This window comes from Ruegeria sp. BF6 (assembly GCF_056538665.1).
The window spans coordinates 1-18501 of record NZ_JBQFTN010000026.1 but is presented as its reverse complement, the minus strand read 5'-3'; the positions used below and the strand labels follow the sequence as shown (position 1 = coordinate 18501).

Below are 18501 nucleotides of genomic sequence, written 5' to 3'. Positions count from 1 at the left end.
CCTGATCAGCGGCGATGTGCGTGACCGAGGCCACAATCTCAAAAAGGCCGCCTATGGCGGCCTTTCGATAAAGTGGGTTGTGCTTGAGATCAGGCCGTCTGGCGGCGTCGGCGCAGAAGGGTCAACCCTCCCAATGCCCCCAGCAACATCAAGCCCGCCGCAGGAATTGGAACCGGTGATGCCGTAACCAAATTCTGACGATGATAGCGGTTCTTGTTTTCCAGGAAGCTCAGGTCCCATTTTTTGTCGCCGGTATAAGCACTTGCGGCCGCCAGATACTGGTTTGCCAGTTCAATCACATTTGAATTCCCCCAAGCTGTAAAGGAACCTGCATCAACAGTGTTGTCGTTGTCATAAATGAGGTTCCAAAGCGCGACCTGAATTGCGGCCGACGTTTTCGTATCGTCAGTCGCAAGCTCGGGGGTGTATACGGCGTCGAACAGGGATTGGACGCGGTGTATCGCACCGCTTGCAATCAGGTTTAGATTTTCAAACGGGGTATTGGTCACGCTGTAGTAGTTGTATCGTCCGTAAGGAGCGTATGATGCAAGATCCAGACAAAACGCCACGAAGTTCCCAAACATATTGTTCGGAGCGGGTGTTCTGTCTTTCAGGGCAAACGCGCCTGCAGGGACGCTGCGGTAAGAAACGAGTCCATCTGCTTGGACCCCCAAGTATTCATAGGCTCCCGCAGCCGGTCCATTCATCTTCACAGTCAGAGCAGATGCCGCACCACTTAAAGCCAGTGTGGCAACGGCCGCAGCCGCTATAAATTTTCTAAGTTTCATCTCAAACGTCTCACAGCACCATTAAAATTGTTACCGGCAAGAAATTGCCACACAGTCATGCAAAGGCATTGACTCATAATATACCTTTTTTTTCAGTGTGTTGGAAGGATCTTGATGATTTTGACAAATTTTTGACAAAATTTCGTTTGTTTCAGCATAGATATGCGCTCAAATTCACCCCTTAAGGGGCATGTAATTTGCAGGAAACAACCGAAAGGGAAGCCTTTCTACCCTTGAAAAGCGCCCCTGAGGCCCTGCGATTCTTCTCTCTTCAGATTACAACTTTGCCGAGCGGGCTGTTCCAGATTTGGACGCAACCAATCGCCTCCATACAACAGCTATGGGCCAAACGATTCCCTACATTGGGACAAAACGTGGCAGTCGGTTCATGCTCTGGCCCATGAATTCAATCAGACGGGCATCTGCATCGGCTTCGCTCTCGTTCGGCGCGATCGGTGTGGCGTAGCGGACCAGTGCACCGTCGGTGCGGCCCATCGTGATGCTGTCCATGACAACCCCCATCTTGGCCTGAAAGTCATTGGTCTGACGCTTGCCGCGCTGTTCGAACCAGTAGTAGACCAATTGCTGGTGCAAGCCTTTCTGAATGACCGCGCGGTTCACTGCGAAGGTGCCGTATTCGTCCACGCCCGGTGTCACTTCGTGAGGGTTCAGGCTGAAGATTTCCCAGCCGCCAACAGGCAGGCACACTTCGGGGGAATGAATCCCCGAACCTTCGGTCTGCTTATCGTAGAAAGCCACAAACATGTTGATATAGCTGGGCTCGCCAGGGCGGGCGTAGGTGGCGTTGAGATAATCAGTCGCCTTCAAAACTCTTTCCACATCAGGGTCCAGCTGTGCGGTTGATCCGGACCATTCGCCAAGCTGGCGCGGAAACAGAGAGAACGGGTCGCGCTCGATCGGCTGGGCGTCAGGTTCCGGCTGCAAGGCCCAGGCCGCCGATACGGCCAATGTCAGCAGGGCTGCCGATGCCAGGGCAGGGGAGGGGCGGATCGCCAGAATCTGCACCGCAATCCGGCCAAACCCGTGTGTATCAAGATCGATCGCCTCGGAGAGCGGTTTCGGATCAGGCCCCAGCCGCTGCAGCGCGACGGCGATTGCGAACAGGATTGCGATACAGATCAAAAAGACGACCCAACCCTCGAAGAAGTGCAGAAACCCTTCGGCGGCTTCGATGCCGTAGCTGTCCACAAGAATGCCGATAATTCCGATCCGCACTGAGTTCATCAAGATGGTCAGGGGTACGGCAGTCAGCAGCAGTACCAGTTTGTGCCAGATCGGCCCGCGATAGAGCAGGGCGAAGAGGTAGGAAAAGCTGAGGATCGGGAACAGGTAGCGCAACCCGGAACAGGCTTCGGCTACCTGTAACTTATAGACGCCCAGATCAATCACATTGCCTTCAAGAAAGACGGTCACACCGGCCAGATCGACCAGCCAGACACCGATCGCCGAGGACACCCACTGCAGAAAGATCGTCAGCTTCCAATACAGGAACTGCGGTAAGGGCAGCATGAAGACCAGATGGACCACCGGCAGCTGATGATGCCACCCGCGTTTCCAGCCAAAGATGCTCAGAACCACGCCACCCACCCAGATGATCATCGCGTAAGTGACGATGTCAGGGATGCGGGTCAGGTTCCCGAAGACGGCCAGCACCAGTGCCAGAAGGACAACGATGATTCCGGGCCAGCGGTCTGTCACATGCGGGTTAGGCGGCGGCATCCGGCGCATTTCGCGCAGGAAAAGATATAACGAAATAACCGGGATCAAAGGCCCATGGCTGTATTCCGGCGTCGTCCAGGCTTGTCCAAGTGATACAAGACCAATCCAGAATATCGGAACAGATCCGGCCAAAAGCAGTAAGAACCACGCCAGACCCGCGGGGTTTATGGTCGGCAGGTCGCGGAAAATCGCAGAAAACGCGCGTGTATCAGCCATAAAACTTTGCCATTCTCAAACTCATAAAAGGACACTGGGAAACGGGAACATTCCGGACCTTCAGGAGCATATCATAAAGCTGTGCTGACAGGAATTCAGCGATGCCAGGCGATCAGCGGGTCGTGAAGAGGCGCGAGAGTGTGAAGAACACCTCATTAGAATGTGTGCGTGGATCGGTTTCGGATTCGTAGTCTATGTACTCATATCCGACCGAGAGATCCCAATCTTCGGTAATCTCGCGTACATATGCGGTTCTGAATGTTCCCACCTTGTTGTCTTCCGCGCTGCCGTCACCGATTGAGGATACGCTGGCATAATCGAGATTAAAGGTCATGAATGAAAGCGGGTTGATCGTGACTTCATAGCCCAAAAATGCGCGGGTGCGGCGGGTTTCTTCGCTACGGTCATTGGTCTGGTAGCTGCGATCAAACCCGACAGTCAGCCTGGTACGGGGCCGTTCGTGAGTATATAGTAAGTTACCGATCGGATTGGTCTCGCCCAGCGGTCCACGTGTAAGCCCCAAGCCCGCCCCAAGCTCGCCCAGGGGCAATTCGAGGGCGCGCTCGAACAGAAGTGTATCACGGCGCCCGTTGATGCTCAAATCTGACCCCAGTTCGACCCCGGCGCTGCCATTGGGCAGCTCACGAACCAGACCCAGGCTCCCGACCACGCCGCGCTCTCGGGTGTCCACCCCGAACTCCTGAGTTTCATCGATATCAGAGTAGCCGATCGTAGCTTCAAGAAGGGTTGTGGGGTCGATATCGTATGTTAGCGAGAAGTTGGTGAACTTGCTGGTGCGATCTGTGCCTTCCGTATCCTCTGCGTCGTAGTCTTCCTGCGCAAAGGTTAAGCGACCTTCCATTACCGGCGAAAATCTTAAACGTCCAAATACCTCATTAAAGATGGTCTCACGGTCAAAAAGAGAGGTATCCGTGGTATCGTCATAGTCGACGCGGAAATAATCTGAAGACAGGCCCGCGCCAAAGGGGTCATTCACACCAGTTTCAAATTCAAACCCAGCACGTGTCGTTTTACGGGTGCCGTCGTCCAGAATGAGTTCATCATCAGGGCCATCAAAATCTTCGTCGATGCGGCGCAGCGGGTCTTCAAAATTCAGGTCAATTTCACTATAGCCCAGATTTAGATCAATCAGGCTGTTGGCTCCGAAGCGACCGTAGTTGAATACTGCCGAAGGTGAATCAAACTCGAATTCGCTGGATTGTTGAGGCACATCGGAAAATCTAAAAATACCGCTTAGCCCCAGCGACAGCCGGTCCAGGGGGGTTTCCTTCAACAGGTCGTAGGTTACGGTATTATCCCACAACGTGGTGGTACCCAGAGACGGTTCGTCCAGCCCGAAATTGTCATTCACCCGCAATGACGAGGAAATCCCAAAGCTCTGTGTTAGCCCAGTGACTTCGGTCTCTTGTGGTGTGGCCGAACGCGGGACCACATGGATTGTAAAAGCCACCGCGAAGAAGCCAATTGCTCTGCTGCTTGCCCTCATTTCGATTTTCCGCCTGCTCTTCTTATTTATTCACTACCGCTGTTGAACAAGGAAATCATGCAAGAAGCGTTTTGCCCTGCGTCAGCCTGTTTGGCCGTAACGCTAAAGCCACAATAACCACTGCAATTGTTGGATACAGATGAATTCCGGAATGTTATTGTTCCTTCACCAAAGCAAGAAAGTTAGAAATTATTTGATGCCCATTTGTTTCGACAGCTCAAGTGTTCCCAAGTTCAAGTATACCAAATTGTTACAGGTAGATTTATGAGTGTCTCTGTTTCAGTCATCCTTCCATCCTATGGTCGTCCCGAAAGTTTGAAGACGGCCTGCGAAAGTGTGCTGTCGCAAGATTACAGAGATCTGGAATTGATCGTTGTCGACGACGCGTCGGAAATTGATCTGAAACCTGTTGTAGAAGCACTGGGGGATGACCGGGTGCGCTATATCCGTCGCGAGATCAACGGAGGAGCCTCTCGGGCGCGTAATACCGGATTGAAAATTGCACAAGGTCAGTTCATCGCGTTTCAGGACAGCGATGACATGTGGCTCCCAGGTAAGCTGACCCGGCAGATTGCGATGTTTGAAACCCTGCCCGATGAGGTTGGTGTCGTCACGGGATCCAAGATTCTGTACGGGCGCGACGAATTCCACAATTACGGCCCCAGAAAGGTCACGTGTTCCCCACCATCTGGTCGGCAGATCAAACTGGATGAAGATCAAGTCAGGGGGTTTTTTCTTCGAAATAGAGTCAGCCTTCAAAACACGGTTTTTCGGCGTGGGTGCTTCCCCGGTACAGATTGGTTTGACCCTTGCGCAAAAGCGAATGCAGATTGGGAGTTTTCGGTTCGGCTGGTGCAGCACACAAAAGTCTACGAGGATCTCGAACCGGTCGTTCTAAGCTTCATTTCTAAGGACAGTATCTCACTCAACGCACGCAAAAAAGCGCTTGGGACTCTACGAATCCTTAAGAAGAACAGGCACGTTCTGGCTTCTTATCCGGATGTCCATGCTCGTATCCTCCTGTCTCTGGCACGCTCACTGAAGTCACTTGGCAGAAAACGGCTTGCGACCGATCTGGTCTTCGACGCGCTGCGCGTTCACCCAGGAAGAACGACATCAACCATTGGCGGAAAAGTGCTTAGAACGATACGCCGCCTTTTTCCGTTTTAGAGGCATGACTGCGTATTCGGGACTGGTTTTATAGTTTCCGACCACATGAAAAGGTTGGGTTCGAGAAATATTTTCAGGACGTGGGAGAGGTGCGATGACAGCGCGGAAGGGCATCATTTTAGCCGGAGGCAGCGGCACACGACTTTATCCAATCACCATGGGCTTGTCGAAGCAGTTGCTGCCAATTTATGACAAACCGATGATTTATTATCCGATCAGCGTGCTAATGCTGGCCGGTATCCGCGATATCTGCATCATCACCACCCCGCAGGATCAGGATCAGTTTCAACGCACGCTGGGCGATGGATCGCAATGGGGTCTAACCCTCAGCTATCAGGTACAGCCCAGCCCCGATGGTTTGGCACAAGCGTATATACTAGCCGAACATTTTTTGGGTGGTGCGCCTTCGGCGATGATTCTCGGAGACAACATATTCTTCGGTCATGGGTTGCCAAAACTCATGGCTGCAGCAGATGCAAAGCCATCTGGGGGCACTGTGTTCGGCTATCACGTAGCTGATCCCGAACGGTATGGTGTGGTGGCCTTTGACAACGAAGGGTGCGCACGCCAGATCATTGAAAAACCCGATGTGCCGCCATCCAGATATGCGGTGACAGGTCTTTACTTCCTCGACTCCACCGCGCCTACACGTGCGCGCACGATAAAACCTTCGGCACGCGGTGAACTTGAGATCACTGACCTGCTGCAATCCTATTTGGAAGAAGGTATGCTGCAAGTGGAAACCATGGGGCGCGGATATGCTTGGCTGGACACCGGCACCCATGCTTCATTGCTGGATGCAGGCAATTTCGTTCGCACTTTGGAAGAACGGCAGGGATTGCAGACTGGCTGCCCTGAAGAAGTTGCCTATCGGCAAGGCTGGATTAGCGATGACCAACTGAATACCCAAGCCGAAAGATACGCCAAGAACGGATATGGGGCTTATCTGGCTGCTCTGCTGCAATAAAGCGCTCAACACCCCCCAAGAGCTCTCCTAATAGCGCTGCGAGTTACTCGAATAGGCGCCTCTGTGGAACGACTACAACATCACCAGGGATCAGAACCGTATTGCCACCTATGCTGGGCTTTTTGCCGGTATGGTGGAAATCATAATACATAATCTGACTTTGCCGCCGTAGCTGAATACGTTTACCAGCGGCGAACCGGGTCAGGCCGCCCGCCTGAGCCAGGGCCTGCAGCAATGTCGTGCCCGGTTTTGCTGCAATCAATCCGGGTGTAGTGACTTCCCCCATGACATAGATGTCATCCGTGTTGGCGTCGATTTCCAGCCCCGGAAACTCAGGTAGCGCAGTTGCTGCAACGGCGACATAGACATTTGGTGTGCTTGCGAATTGCGGGGCCAGCCCTGACGTCAGTGCGTCCCGGATTGAGCCGACCGACCGGCCACCAGCCTGAACAGTTCCGACAAATGGAAAGCTGAAAGATCCGTCGGGCAGGACCAGAACCCTGCGGTTGAGGCTGGGATCTTCCAGAACTTCAACTTGAAGGGTATCACCAGGCGCAACTTGATACCCGCTCTGCGCCTGAACAACGGTCGCGGAAAGGATCAGGCCGAGAAGACCGATTAATGTTCTTAGCATCTTTTAAGCCCTCGAAAAATTGAATTTCTTGTTGAGCCTAGCGTGGAAGGTGAGTCCATGTAAGCCACTTGAGAAGTGATGGAACGGTGCTGTGGTGAAATTGTGCCGCAATCAGAATCAGTTACCGTTTTCGACTGGTGTGGGTAGATCAGCGATTGCATCCTGTACTTTTTGCGCCAGATCTTCGGGCATTTCCAGATCAGCAACCTTTTCCAACGTGGCGCGTGCCTCTGTATTGCGATTGAGCGCGGCGTAGGTGGCACCCAGATGGTACAGCACCAAGGGTTCCCCAGGCAGCTGTTGTGCCGCAAATTCGAGGTGTTTCAATGCCGCGTCGTAATCCCCTCTGCGATAGGCGATCCAGCCATAGGTATCGCTGAATTGCGGCACCGGGCTGTCACGTAGACGGCGGGCAATGCGATAGGCCTGATCAAGGCTTTCAGCATCATCCCGACTCGTGGCCAGAAGACTGGCGAGGTTGTTGGCGACAACTGCTGAGCCGCTATTGGCCCTGTATAGAGCCTGATAAACGTCGATTGCGCCTTCGATATCACCTTGCGCCTCAAGCGCGCCTGCCTGCAGCCATTTCAGGTCAGCACTGTCCGGCAAAGCGGAAAGTGCCTGCCCCAGGACCTCTTTTGCCTGTGCCGGGTCTGTTCTGGCAAGCAAGGCATAAAGCGCCATCCAGGTTCGCTCGCTCTGCGGCCTTTCCTCAAGAAGTGAGCGATAGATTGCGGCGGCCTGATCCGGCTCTCCCATACCGGCAAGGATCGAGGCCTGAAGGAAGCGCAGCAGAAAATCGGTTGGCGAAACTTCCAGCGCTTGCTCAAGATATGTCAGCGCGGCGTTCAGGTCGCCATTACGCACGTGGGCGCGCACAATTCCGATTTCAGCCACATAATTCGCATTGTTGTTCCCGACGGCCAAATCTTCCAGATAGGCCAGCAGGGCATCTTCCTGGCCCTGAGCGGCAATCAGATTGGCGGTGAGAATTCGAGCCTGCTGTTGAGCGGTGTCGTCCAGAGCCTGCAGCCTGTCGATGGTGGCTTGCGCCTGCCTCCAGTTTTGCTGATGAATCTGGGATTGTGCCAAGAGCACCAGCAGTTGAACATTGTTTGGCTGGCGATCAAGCGCCTCAATCAGCACGCTTGCGGCGTGATCGTATTGGCCTTCGCTTGCCAGAAACTCCGCATAGCGCAATGCTTCTGTCGGCGCACGTCCTGATGCCTCTACGGCCAGCGACAGCATATCAGCCATCAGGTCCCGGTTTCCGTCACGTTCATGCGCACGGGCCAGCAAGGTCATCAACCCGGGGTCACGGGGGTTGTCACGGAGCGTTCCGCGCAACAGGACAATAGCTTCTCCCGTGCGGTCTTCTTCAATCAGCCAGGCGGCCTTGATCTTTGCCGCGCCCGCATGGCCAGAATCTCCGGTCAACACGTCTTCGACATAAGCGCGGGCCTCAGTCTGGTTGCCCGTTTCAATCAGCATGTGCGCCAGTACCACTTTGGCATCGTTCATATCTGCGGATGGCTCCGAACTGCTGACAACAGCCTGCAGATCGGAAATGGCAGCATCACGATCACCGGCTTGAAATAACTGACCGGCGCGCAATGCCTGATAAAGTGGCCGACGGGCCAGATCTCCGGAAAGCATTTTGTCGACTTCGGAAATCGTTGCCTCAGGACCCCGGGTTGCAGCTATAAAGCGCAGCAAGGCCATCCGGCTTTGGGGGTCTTCCTCGGCGGGGTCGATACGCTGACGTAGAAATGCTTCTGTGGCATCCAGATCGTTGCGCGACATGTACCAATCGACCAAGCTGCTCTGAATTGTTTCGTCTTCAGGGAATCGCTGCACCATTTCCTCAAGAGCGGTGCCAATATCGTCACCTCTGTCGAGTTTGCCCAATACGCCAAGGCGCAGGTTATAAAATCCTCGCGTTTCCGGTGAAACAGAGATGGCCGCATCCAGCGCTTCAAGAGCTGCGGGCCAGTTTTCCTGCCGGACAAATTCATTCACAACGACAAAATGCGGGATCACCAGTCCGGGCGCTTCGATTGTCAGAGCAGCCCCCTGTTCCGCCGCCGCCTGTATGGCCCGGTCATCACCCGCGGCGATGGCATCGCGATAGGCAATACTTGTCAGAACAGCGCGCACAATCGGATCCTGCGGCGCCTGTTCAGCAGCTACTTTGATGTGGCGTTCTACCTCCGCCCAGTCTCCGGTCAGAGTGGCCATCTGCGCCAGTGCGCGGCGTCCTTCCAGGTTGTCGGGGTACTGTTCGACCAGCCGCAGATACTGGCTATAAGCTTCCGACGCGTCACCGGCTTCACGGCGCATTTTCGCATAGGCAAGCCGCGCCTCTTTATGCTTGCCGTTCAACTTGAATACGTTGCGAAATTCGACCGTAGCCCGGGCGACATCACCATTTTCCAGATGCTCAAGAGCGGCCTGATAGTGCTTTTCTGCCCGTTCTTCTGCGGAATCGCATGCAGCCAGAAGAAAAAGGGCGGTCCCCAAGGAAACGCCCCTGACAATCTGTTTTATCATCGTTGCTTTCCAAACATCCTGCAAAAGATGATGTGGTTTCTTTGCACTCTGTTCAAGAAAGTTCTGTGGCTCTCAATACCCCGTGCACCGCAAAACAACCGATGTCGTGCGCATCAGGATGGACAGATCTTTTCCTGCAGACAATTCAGCCAGATAGCGGGTGTCATAATCCGCGCGGGCCGCGAAACTGGTCATGTTGCGGTCGGACACCTGCCAGGGGCCGGTAATGCCAGGGCGCAGCTTGAAATAGGCCTGACCCGGATACAGCGCCTGCTGTTCCGTCATCATTGGACGCGGCCCGACAATGGACATATCTCCCCGCAGAACGTTCCAAAGTTGAGGCAGTTCGTCCAGTGACGTGCGGCGCAACAGTTTGCCAACACGCGTGATGCGCGGATCATCTTTAAGTTTTTGATCGCGCGCCCACTCGGTGCGGGCCTTTGGATTTTCAGCGAGATAAGCCGCCAGCCGCTTGTCGGCATTCAGCACCATGGTGCGAATTTTGAACATGCGGAAAGTCTTGCTATCCCGTCCAACCCGCTCCTGGATAAAAAACGGGTTTCCTCCGTCGCGCATGACCAGAAGGGCCATGATCGCAATCAGGAATAATGAGATCGGTGCGGATAGAACAACAAATAGAATGTCGGCTACCCGTTTCCCCCCCAATGAATAAAAGGTCTTTTGCTGAGATTGGATTTGAAGCGGAACCACTCCATCAGCCGCACTCACCCCCTTAACGTAACTCGTCATAATCAATCGTACTCCGGCATTAACATCACCGCACAAATTGCGGCCTGCCCACTCTCACCTCAAAGGCCACACAACTTTGGCCTCAAACACTGCTGCCCAAGTTATAGGGCTTTCTAGTTAAACTATGCCATTTTTTTATCCGATTCCTGCCACAATTCAAAGAAAATTTCAGGCGCAACTATTAAGGGAGCGTCGGTGAGTGAGTGCGCGCCCATACATTTGGCACTGCCCCGCCTCTCTTGGCAGTTGAATGGATAATGGCCACCACGCTCTTTCATAGGCGCGAGCCTTATCGGCTCCAATCTCCCTCTGCGCGTAAAGATCCAGGAGTGAATATCACCTGCAGCATTCTGCGTGCGCGGTAGAGGCGGATTCTTGTCATACATAAAAAGGCCAGACCTCTTTCCCGAGCACCTTGTACCCGATCCGAAAACAGTACCGTACCCAGTTCACCCAACGGAGAGCCGGCAACGGCGATGGTCCGGAATAGCCAGCGCAGTCTCCCGAAAGATTTTCTGGTGTAGTCAGAATAGTCATGGACAATATGGCGGTCCCATTTCCTGGTCAGTTCCGCAAAGGATTTGCGGGCGGGGTGATAGACGATCATGTCTTCAACATAGATCGTGGCGTAGCCTCGCGCATTTGCGCGCAATCCCCATTCCCGGTCTTCAGCAACTCCCAACCCAGCGAAGGGGCCAACTGCTTCGAAGGCCTGCCCGCGCATAGCGAGATTGCCGGTGCCGGAATACCCTTCGGCGATATATTTTCGGTTTCGATAGGCATAGATACGTTCGTATGGCTCCAGAAAAGTAGGGCTTCCGGGCGTTGCGTATTTCACTTGCACATCCCCACCAATGATCTGTGTATCCGCATCCTGAAATGCTTTTTCAATCACCGACAACCAGTCGCTCCGGGCCTGACAGTCCGCATCGATGAAGGCCAGAATATCCCCGCGTGCCTCGGCCGCACCGAGATTGCGGGCCGGGCCGGGGCCGGGCGTTTTCTGCTGGAGCACCCGCACACCGGGATAGCTATCTCCGATATCCTGAGGGGGTCGTTTCGACCCGTTGTCCACAACGAGGATTTCCACATCCGATTTCAGATTCTCTTGCTGAAACAAGCTCTCCAAACAAAGACGAAGATACTCGGAATGATTGTAGTGTGGAATGATGACAGAAATTTGCATCGTATCTACTCAAAAGGCATACCCAAAGACCGACTTCCTAACGACTTGCGACAAGTGAAACGGGTTCGCGCAAAAAGAGTCCAGCCGAGGAGTTTTCGCATTGTTCACCAACAGCTATTATTCCTAAACAAAAAACGGTTTTGCGCATTGTTAGGTATTGTCTCGAATTCTGCAATCAGGTGACAGGCACGACGGGGCCTGAATCATCGGCACGACATTGCCCCCCTCGCACATATGGCGTCTGGAAAGCACAAATCGCGACGGACATCGTGGCACTTGAGTTAAATAAAAGCAGTTCGGTTCTAAAGGTCGCCTTGTCACAGTGACACCACAGCCCACCGCTCGCGCTTTCCACTTAACAAACCCTGCATCTGCGCACCCCGTCGCAAGCGCATCAATTGGAACTAAAAAGTTCTGAAATTTGATGATGAGCTATAAATTTAATTTAAAAATCAAAAATATAGCTCCGCCGCGTACCAACCCATGCAGATTTCACGATTCTAAACTCAGTATTCTAATCAAATTGTCGACAATACTTAGATCAATGCGCCCGTTCTTGGATCTTTGGTGTATAAATGGAAACAGATCGTGCCCACCAAATGGTGGCGCGCGGCCCTATCAGGTCACGAAAAGAGAACGCTTTCAGGCATGTTACATCAGGGCTCAACTCAAGAGAGAACGATCAAGGGGTAGGCGGCAAGGCCCGATACGGTTACAATCTTGGGGTGATTGCGACATTGTGGTCTTGAAAGACCTGTCTGATCATCCAGGTGTTATTATTGAGGTGCGTTATATAGCGCATCCCGTTGTGAGTATAAGATTTGAAAAGCTGTCGGTCATATGAGTTCCAATGAACTATATATTGAACATTTCGGACTGACCGAGCGGCCGTTCACGCTGCTGCCGGACCCCGACTTCCTGTTCTGGTCTGAACCTCACAAACGCGCCTTCATGGTGCTGGAATTAGGTATTATGTCCCGAGCTCCCATCACTTTGATCACGGGCGAGATCGGAGCAGGTAAGACGACACTCATTCAGAAACTGCTCGGCCAGTTGGACGAAGATATCAAGCCCGGCCTGATTTCGAACGCCCATCGTGGCCGTGGGGAGATGCTGCAATGGGTTCTGAATGCGTTGGATGTCGAGGCCAATCCGCGTGCTCCATACGTGCAATTATTCCAGAAACTGCTGGATTTCCTAATCGCGGAATATGCAGCTGGTCGGCACGTGGTGCTAATTTTTGATGAGGCGCAAAACCTTTCGCGCGAAGGCCTGGAAGAGTTGCGCATGCTGACCAACATCAATTCCAACAAAGACGTGCTGGTTCAGCTGATCCTGGTTGGCCAGCCCGAGTTGCGTGACATGGTTCTGGATCCGAACATGCGCCAGCTTGCCCAGCGAGTTGCGGCCAGTTTTCACTTGCCCCGCATGGATTGCGACACGGTCAAAGGCTATATCGCGCACCGACTCAAGCTGGTTGGTGGAACCGGAGAAGAATTCTCAGACGCCGCCAGCACACTGATCTTTCAGGCGACCGCAGGCATTCCGCGGCTGGTTAATCAACTTTGCGAGTTTGCCATGCTCTATACTTGGAGCGACGACAGTAGGCTAGTATCGGAAAGTATTGTGCAGAACGTTTTGGATGACGGCGTATTCTTTGGTGCGGAATCCTTGCCGGAAGAAAACAAGCCAGAGAAGTTTCAGATACTGTCTCTCAGGCCAGAAGAACGTGTGCCACCAGAAGAAAAGGCAGGATGACGATGTCGGAGCGCAATCAGATGCTCGCTGAAGTCAAACAGGAAGACTGAACGTGGATATCCGGTATTATTGGTCAATCTTTTCGCGGCGTCTGCCGTATTTTCTGATTGTTGCGACAGTGATCAGCGCAGCGTCGATTATTACCGCGTATTCGCTACCGCCCGCCTATGTATCGGAGATGAGGCTGATCGTGGAAGCTCCTCGCATTCCGGACGACCTAGCCGCGTCAACCGTGCGCACCCCGGCGCAGCAGCAACTGGAAATTCTCGAACAGCGATTGCTGACACGCGCAAACCTGCTCGAAATCGCCAACCGGCAGAAAGTTTTTCCAAACATATCCGAGATGACGCCAGACAGGGTCGTAGCAGGCATGCGGGCTCGAACGACAGTAAGCGGGAATGGTCGCCGCGACCCCATTCCGCTTATGCAAATCAGTTTTGAAGCGCGATCAGGCACAATTGCCGCAGGGGTTCTCAATGAGTATCTGAGCTTGATCCAGCAGGAAGATGTCGCCTCCCGCACCGGGCGTGCTGCACAAACACTGGAATTCTTCGAGCAGGAAGTGGCAAGGCTGAGTGAGGAACTGGCCGAACACAATGCCGGCCTGCTTGCATTTAAGACAGAAAATGCTGACGCACTGCCGGAAAGCCTTGATTACAAGCTCAGCCAACAAACATTGCTGCAGGAGCGTCTGGCTCAGATCGAGCGTGAAATCACCGGGCTTGAGGATCAGCGACAGAACTTGGTTCTGATTTTCGAAACCACCGGACGGGTAAACGATTTCCCCGCTACAGAGCGATCTGTGGAAAGCCAACAGCTTGAAGATCTTCGGCGCCGCCTCAATGAGGCGTTGCTGGTGTATTCTGAAGAAAACCCGCGCGTGAAAATGCTGCGGGCACGTATCGCAGATATGGAGAAGCTAGTTCAGCCCCCACCGGAAAAGCAGGAAGGCACCACCGGCAACGCACTACTGGATGTGCAGCTGGCCGAGATTAAGACACGCATCAATGTTCTTGAAAGGCAAAAAACCGGAACCCAGACCCAACTAGAAAAACTGACCCGCACCATCAACCGCACCCCTGCAACCACGATACGGGCGGAGGAACTGACGCAGAACCGGGACAACATACAGCAACAGTACAATCTGGCAGTTGACCGTTTGTCCCGCGCCAGCACCGGGGAGCGGATTGAGGTCACAGCGCAGGGCCAGCGTGTTTCAGTGATCGAGCCCCCGGTTGTGCCTAACCGACCGTCCAAACCGAACAGAACCATGATTGCAGGAGGCGGTATCTTTTTCGGCATTCTGGCTGGCCTCGGTCTGGTTGTTCTGTTGGAATTGCTCAACCGATCGGTGCGGCGTCCTGAAGACCTGATTGAAAAACTGGGCATCACACCCCTGGCGACTATTCCCTATATCGCAACCCCGGGGGAAATCTGGCGGCGGCGGGTGGGTAAACTGGTCTGGCTGATTTTTATTCTCGTTAGCGTTTCCGCTTCGGTTTATGCGGTTCATACTTACTATCAGCCATTGGATCTGATTGCCGAACAGATAATGGACAAAATTGGCACGCGCTGGTGAGCACAAGCGTGAAAGATTGTGATCGGGAAGGATAGCGATCAATGGAAAAACTGCAGGTTGCTATAAACAAAGCCCGCTCACAGCGGCAGAAAGCGGGACAGGCGCGTTCACCCGCCGCGACAGCCGTGGTGGCATCAGAGAAGCCTACCGACGCAGCCTTGGGCGAGCTGTGGACGGGCCTGACACCCATTCAGGTATCCGCGCAAATCATTGCCCGAAATCGGTTGGTTGCCAGCACGGATAGCGCTCAAATGGGGCCTTTCGACATGTTGCGCACCCGTATCTTGCAGCAGGCAAGAGTGCATGACTGGAAAAGGGTTGCGCTGGTCTCACCCCGCAGCTCGTGCGGGAAAAGCACCGTGGCCGCCAATCTCGCCTTTAGCTTTGGACGCCAGACCGATCTGCGCACCATGATCTTCGATCTTGATCTGCGTCGCGGGGGGCTCTGTACAACCCTTGATCAGGCCTGCCCACATACAATGGGCGATGTATTGCAGGGCACAGTACCCTTTTCCAAACATGGGCACCGGATTGGATCCAACGTGGCACTGGGTCTCAACGGCAGCACCACCAGAAACGCAGCTGAGATCCTACAAAGCAGAAAAACTAGCGAAGTAATGGATTCCGTCGAAGCGGAATTCAAGCCGGATATTGTGCTACTCGACATGCCACCGTTGATGGAGGTCGATGACAATTTCGGGTTCCTCAAAAATGTCGATTGCGCTTTGCTTCTGGCCGAAGCTGAGCGCACCACTATTGACCAGATTGACTTGGCTGAACGTCAACTTGCGGAACTGACGAACGTGATGGGCGTTGTTCTGAACAAGGCCCATTATGCCCAAGGTGCATACGGTTATGGCTATAGCTACTAGGCTAGGCAATAAACCGGATAAGAGCCGAAACGAGCAGCATTCAGGTCACGGTTTTGAGCCTGGCCAGAACAGATCTGAGATCCTGCCGTTCCTGGGCGTTGAGGCAAAAACCAAACATGACGGCTGCATAGACAACGCCGCCAAGAACCAAATAAGCCAATAGGGCTGTCCAACTCTCTGGACGATCATAAAATTTCAGCAAACCCCAGACCGCCGTTCCAGCAAAAGCTGGCAGGCATCCCGGATACAAAACCTCTTTGAAAAAGACTCCAAATCCCTTGCCGGTCATCTTCAGACAAAGTGGCCAGTAATACCCGAGCTGCATGGCCACCACCACTACGGTCAGAGAAAACGCGACACCGGTTGCGCTCAAATTTCCATACCATGCCAAGCACAGCATGATCAGGAACATGAAAACCTTTGACAAAAATGCAGGCAGAAAAAAAGGCCGGACCTGTGCGGTCGCCACTGCGATGGTTGGCAAAAGTGCGACCGCTTTCGTGAACGGAAAAGTGAACATCAGCAGCACAATTACCGTCGCGGCCGAGGAATACTCAGCATCGCCCAAGTAAAGGCTGATAAAATCATCCGCATAAATGATAAGGGGCACCGCGACGATCAAAGCCATCCAAAGCGTATAGCGTCCCCCGCGAAATACGGTCCGCGCCATCCTGGCTTTGTCGTCCAGAGCATGCATCGCAGTCAGCACCGGTGTGAGCGGCTGTTTCGCCATATTCGTCATAATATCCAATTGCCGAAAGAACGTCGCACCAATGTGGTAGCTGGTGACATCTATCGCTGTGCCATAGAGGTTCAGCAAGATTGTGGCTGCATTGGTGTAGAAGATATCGCCAAGCCGTCCAAAGGCGGTCCACATACCAAAAGACACCAGTTCCCGAGCCTGCCGGCGCTCAAACAAACCGGGACGAAAACGGAGTTGGGGCACCATTGCCATGGAACGTGAGACCACCACAATGATGTAAAGCGCTTCGGATGTAACCATGGCGACAACAACCCAGATCACCTTGGGACCGGCTCCAAATATGAAGGCAAGCAAAAGAAGAATCCTGAGAAAATCGCGCGCGACACCAAGCAGGTTCAGTTCCACATATTTCTGATGCACCACAAACCCGGTGCGGAAGGGCACCGCCAACATCTGCAGGGCAAAGCTGAAGACCAACAATGCCATCATGATCCTGGCATCGCCGACCATTGCAGGGGCGATATTGAGTATATTCTCAATATTGGCAGCAAAGAGCAGACCGGCTGTCAGGAACACACATGTTGTACCCAACATCAGTGGAAAGATCGACGACACGATGCTGGTGACCTTGCCGAACTCACCCTTCGCATAGGCGTTGACGACGTAACGATCCACCCCACTGGAAAAGAACGAAAAGAAGAGCGGCGCAACGACCATGACCGACGTCACAACGGGTAATACGGCAAATTCCTCTGCCGGAATGCGCTTCAGAAGATACTGATATGCCCAAAGTAGTGCCGTGACATTCAGAATCCTCGTGAGGATCGAACTGGCCGAGTTAACGATCACAAGACGCTTGGAGACAGTGACGTTCTCGTGTCGGTTACTTTCAGACCCGGATTCGCTTTCAGATGGCACTGCAGTTACCCTCTACCTGATCACCCCGGCCGGGTTGACCAGGCCGCTTCAACAAGTGCTAACGCGTTTTCCAGCTCAGGTGAATCGGTTTTCGCACGCCAAAACTTTTGCGCAGCCGCACCGACCTCAGTATACACGGATCGGATGTTGAAGTGACGAAGCCTGGTGTGGAGACATTTTGATCAGCACCCAAGGGTATCTGTCAAAGCAGCAGGAGGGCACTGAATACTCCTATAGCCATCGGTTGGGATATCCTGCGAAAGACCCAGAAATCGCTCCAAAGTCGACAGCAACGCCTCTACGTGATACGCCCTAACAAAACCGACCTATACATATGTGTACTGCGAAAAAATCAATACTGTGTTATAATTGATCGGTTGAGACCAGAAGCATTTCTTATCACTCGGTGAATGCCTTCTGTTTTAGTGTGTTGAATGTTTTTTGGGGTGACGAGGGCATAATGAGTAATTCAGACGATTTTGCGTCTAGTGTACTGGAACCAGTGTGGAGCATTGAAGGTCCAGGGGGTATCTCGCATGCGCTGGATACGAACGCGTCCGACGCCTATCTCGAATTGGTGACACCAGATGGCGACTATGACGTCTGGGACACCAACAATGGTGCCCGCGCCATGCAGGCGACTGCGGATACAGATTTCCGGATCGAGACCAAATTTCTGACCACTCCCACCGAGAAGTACCAGCTTCAGGGGCTGCTGATTGAGCAGGATACCGGCAACTGGCTGCGCTTCGGCACGTATTCGGACAACAACAACCTCTACGCCTTTGCCGCCATCACGGTGGATGGGGAGTCGACAATGGCGATCCGGGTCTCCATTCCCGAAGGTACAGCCCCGTATTTACGCGTTGATCGATCCGGCGACATCTGGACATTCGAGTATTCGGTTGACGGTATTAATTGGGTCACGGCGGGCAGCTTTGCACACAGCCTCGCTGTCACAAAAACCGGTGTATATGCGGGCAATACCGGCCCTGCGGATGGCTATACAGCCCAAGTGGATTACGTTGCCTTTGACAGCGACCCGATCACAAATGAAGACGGTGGTTTTACTCCCATCAACACAGCCCCCGACGCGGCGGATGACGGTTTGTCCACGGAGCCGGATGTTGCTCTGGTGGTGAATGTGGCCGCGGATCTGCTGG

Annotated in this window: 14 protein-coding genes; 6 read left to right on the top strand and 8 right to left on the bottom strand. The window is 53.5% G+C overall.

All coding sequences use genetic code 11. The features are described from left to right. Window positions 1-89: 89 nt before the first annotated feature. The 3 genes from ACR0IM_RS23695 to ACR0IM_RS23685 form a co-directional block, all read right to left on the bottom strand. Entirely contained in the window at window positions 90-788 is a 699-nt protein-coding gene (locus ACR0IM_RS23695) for a VPLPA-CTERM sorting domain-containing protein (RefSeq protein WP_480683400.1), read from the bottom strand. A 357-nt stretch (window positions 789-1145) separates the two neighbouring features. Then, entirely contained in the window at window positions 1146-2744 is a 1599-nt protein-coding gene (gene xrtD / locus ACR0IM_RS23690) for a VPLPA-CTERM-specific exosortase XrtD (RefSeq protein ID WP_480683399.1), read from the bottom strand. Window positions 2745-2856: 112 nt separating this feature from the next. Beyond that, on the bottom strand, window positions 2857-4251 hold the full coding sequence (locus ACR0IM_RS23685; protein WP_480643469.1) for a hypothetical protein: 1395 nt from the start codon (window positions 4249-4251) through the stop codon (window positions 2857-2859). A gap of 204 nt (window positions 4252-4455) precedes the next feature. Between ACR0IM_RS23685 and ACR0IM_RS23680 the strand changes: the two genes are divergently transcribed. Then, entirely contained in the window at window positions 4456-5421 is a 966-nt protein-coding gene (locus tag ACR0IM_RS23680; protein ID WP_480683398.1) for a glycosyltransferase family 2 protein, read from the top strand. Window positions 5422-5515: 94 nt separating this feature from the next. Next, window positions 5516-6388: a glucose-1-phosphate thymidylyltransferase RfbA gene (rfbA, locus tag ACR0IM_RS23675; RefSeq protein WP_480643466.1), complete on the top strand. Its 873-nt coding sequence runs from the start codon at window positions 5516-5518 to the stop codon at window positions 6386-6388. A gap of 43 nt (window positions 6389-6431) precedes the next feature. On the opposite strand, the gene ACR0IM_RS23670 is transcribed toward rfbA, so the two are convergent. The 4 genes from ACR0IM_RS23670 to ACR0IM_RS23655 all read right to left on the bottom strand — a co-directional run bounded on the left by ACR0IM_RS23670 (window position 6432) and on the right by ACR0IM_RS23655 (window position 11508). Continuing rightward, window positions 6432-7022 carry a polysaccharide biosynthesis/export family protein gene (locus tag ACR0IM_RS23670; protein WP_480643465.1) on the bottom strand — a complete coding sequence of 197 codons (591 nt, stop codon included), beginning with the start codon at window positions 7020-7022 and terminating at the stop codon, window positions 6432-6434. 117 nt (window positions 7023-7139) lie between these two features. Next, window positions 7140-9572, bottom strand: a complete 2433-nt coding sequence (locus ACR0IM_RS23665; RefSeq protein ID WP_480643464.1) for a tetratricopeptide repeat protein — start codon at window positions 9570-9572, stop codon at window positions 7140-7142. A gap of 72 nt (window positions 9573-9644) precedes the next feature. Then, window positions 9645-10283: a sugar transferase gene (locus tag ACR0IM_RS23660; RefSeq protein ID WP_480643487.1), complete on the bottom strand. Its 639-nt coding sequence runs from the start codon at window positions 10281-10283 to the stop codon at window positions 9645-9647. 328 nt (window positions 10284-10611) lie between these two features. Beyond that, window positions 10612-11508 carry a glycosyltransferase family 2 protein gene (locus tag ACR0IM_RS23655; protein WP_480643462.1) on the bottom strand — a complete coding sequence of 299 codons (897 nt, stop codon included), beginning with the start codon at window positions 11506-11508 and terminating at the stop codon, window positions 10612-10614. Window positions 11509-12348: 840 nt separating this feature from the next. On the opposite strand from ACR0IM_RS23655, the gene ACR0IM_RS23650 reads away from it, so the two are divergent. From ACR0IM_RS23650 to ACR0IM_RS23640, 3 genes are all read left to right on the top strand, one after another. After that, complete coding sequence (locus tag ACR0IM_RS23650) at window positions 12349-13266, top strand: ExeA family protein (protein WP_480643460.1); 918 nt, start codon at window positions 12349-12351, stop codon at window positions 13264-13266. A 118-nt stretch (window positions 13267-13384) separates the two neighbouring features. Beyond that, on the top strand, window positions 13385-14845 hold the full coding sequence (locus ACR0IM_RS23645; RefSeq protein ID WP_480683397.1) for a GumC family protein: 1461 nt from the start codon (window positions 13385-13387) through the stop codon (window positions 14843-14845). A 41-nt stretch (window positions 14846-14886) separates the two neighbouring features. Then, on the top strand, window positions 14887-15717 hold the full coding sequence (locus ACR0IM_RS23640; RefSeq protein WP_480643457.1) for a CpsD/CapB family tyrosine-protein kinase: 831 nt from the start codon (window positions 14887-14889) through the stop codon (window positions 15715-15717). Between the two features lie 40 nt (window positions 15718-15757). Here the strand turns inward: ACR0IM_RS23640 and ACR0IM_RS23635 are convergent, their stop codons facing one another. Then, the gene (locus ACR0IM_RS23635) at window positions 15758-17137 is read right to left on the bottom strand and encodes a lipopolysaccharide biosynthesis protein (RefSeq protein WP_480683396.1); all 1380 of its coding nucleotides are present in this window, start codon (window positions 17135-17137) and stop codon (window positions 15758-15760) included. A gap of 661 nt (window positions 17138-17798) precedes the next feature. On the opposite strand from ACR0IM_RS23635, the gene ACR0IM_RS23630 reads away from it, so the two are divergent. Continuing rightward, on the top strand, window positions 17799-18501 hold a 703-nt coding region (locus ACR0IM_RS23630; protein ID WP_480643455.1), incomplete at its 3' end, for a DUF1349 domain-containing protein.

Excerpts from the sequence above, each read along its gene's own strand:
- ACR0IM_RS23650 (WP_480643460.1), top strand. The coding sequence starts at position 12,349 with ATGAGTTCCAATGAACTATATATTGAACATTTCGGACTGACCGAGCGG.
- ACR0IM_RS23670 (WP_480643465.1), bottom strand. The coding sequence starts at position 7,022 with ATGCTAAGAACATTAATCGGTCTTCTCGGCCTGATCCTTTCCGCGACC.
- xrtD (WP_480683399.1), bottom strand. The coding sequence starts at position 2,744 with ATGGCTGATACACGCGCGTTTTCTGCGATTTTCCGCGACCTGCCGACC.
- ACR0IM_RS23695 (WP_480683400.1), bottom strand. The coding sequence starts at position 788 with ATGAAACTTAGAAAATTTATAGCGGCTGCGGCCGTTGCCACACTGGCT.
- ACR0IM_RS23685 (WP_480643469.1), bottom strand. The coding sequence starts at position 4,251 with ATGAGGGCAAGCAGCAGAGCAATTGGCTTCTTCGCGGTGGCTTTTACA.
- ACR0IM_RS23635 (WP_480683396.1), bottom strand. The coding sequence starts at position 17,137 with ATGGTCGTTGCGCCGCTCTTCTTTTCGTTCTTTTCCAGTGGGGTGGAT.
- ACR0IM_RS23655 (WP_480643462.1), bottom strand. The coding sequence starts at position 11,508 with ATGCAAATTTCTGTCATCATTCCACACTACAATCATTCCGAGTATCTT.
- rfbA (WP_480643466.1), top strand. The coding sequence starts at position 5,516 with ATGACAGCGCGGAAGGGCATCATTTTAGCCGGAGGCAGCGGCACACGA.
- ACR0IM_RS23665 (WP_480643464.1), bottom strand. The coding sequence starts at position 9,572 with ATGATAAAACAGATTGTCAGGGGCGTTTCCTTGGGGACCGCCCTTTTT.
- ACR0IM_RS23640 (WP_480643457.1), top strand. The coding sequence starts at position 14,887 with ATGGAAAAACTGCAGGTTGCTATAAACAAAGCCCGCTCACAGCGGCAG.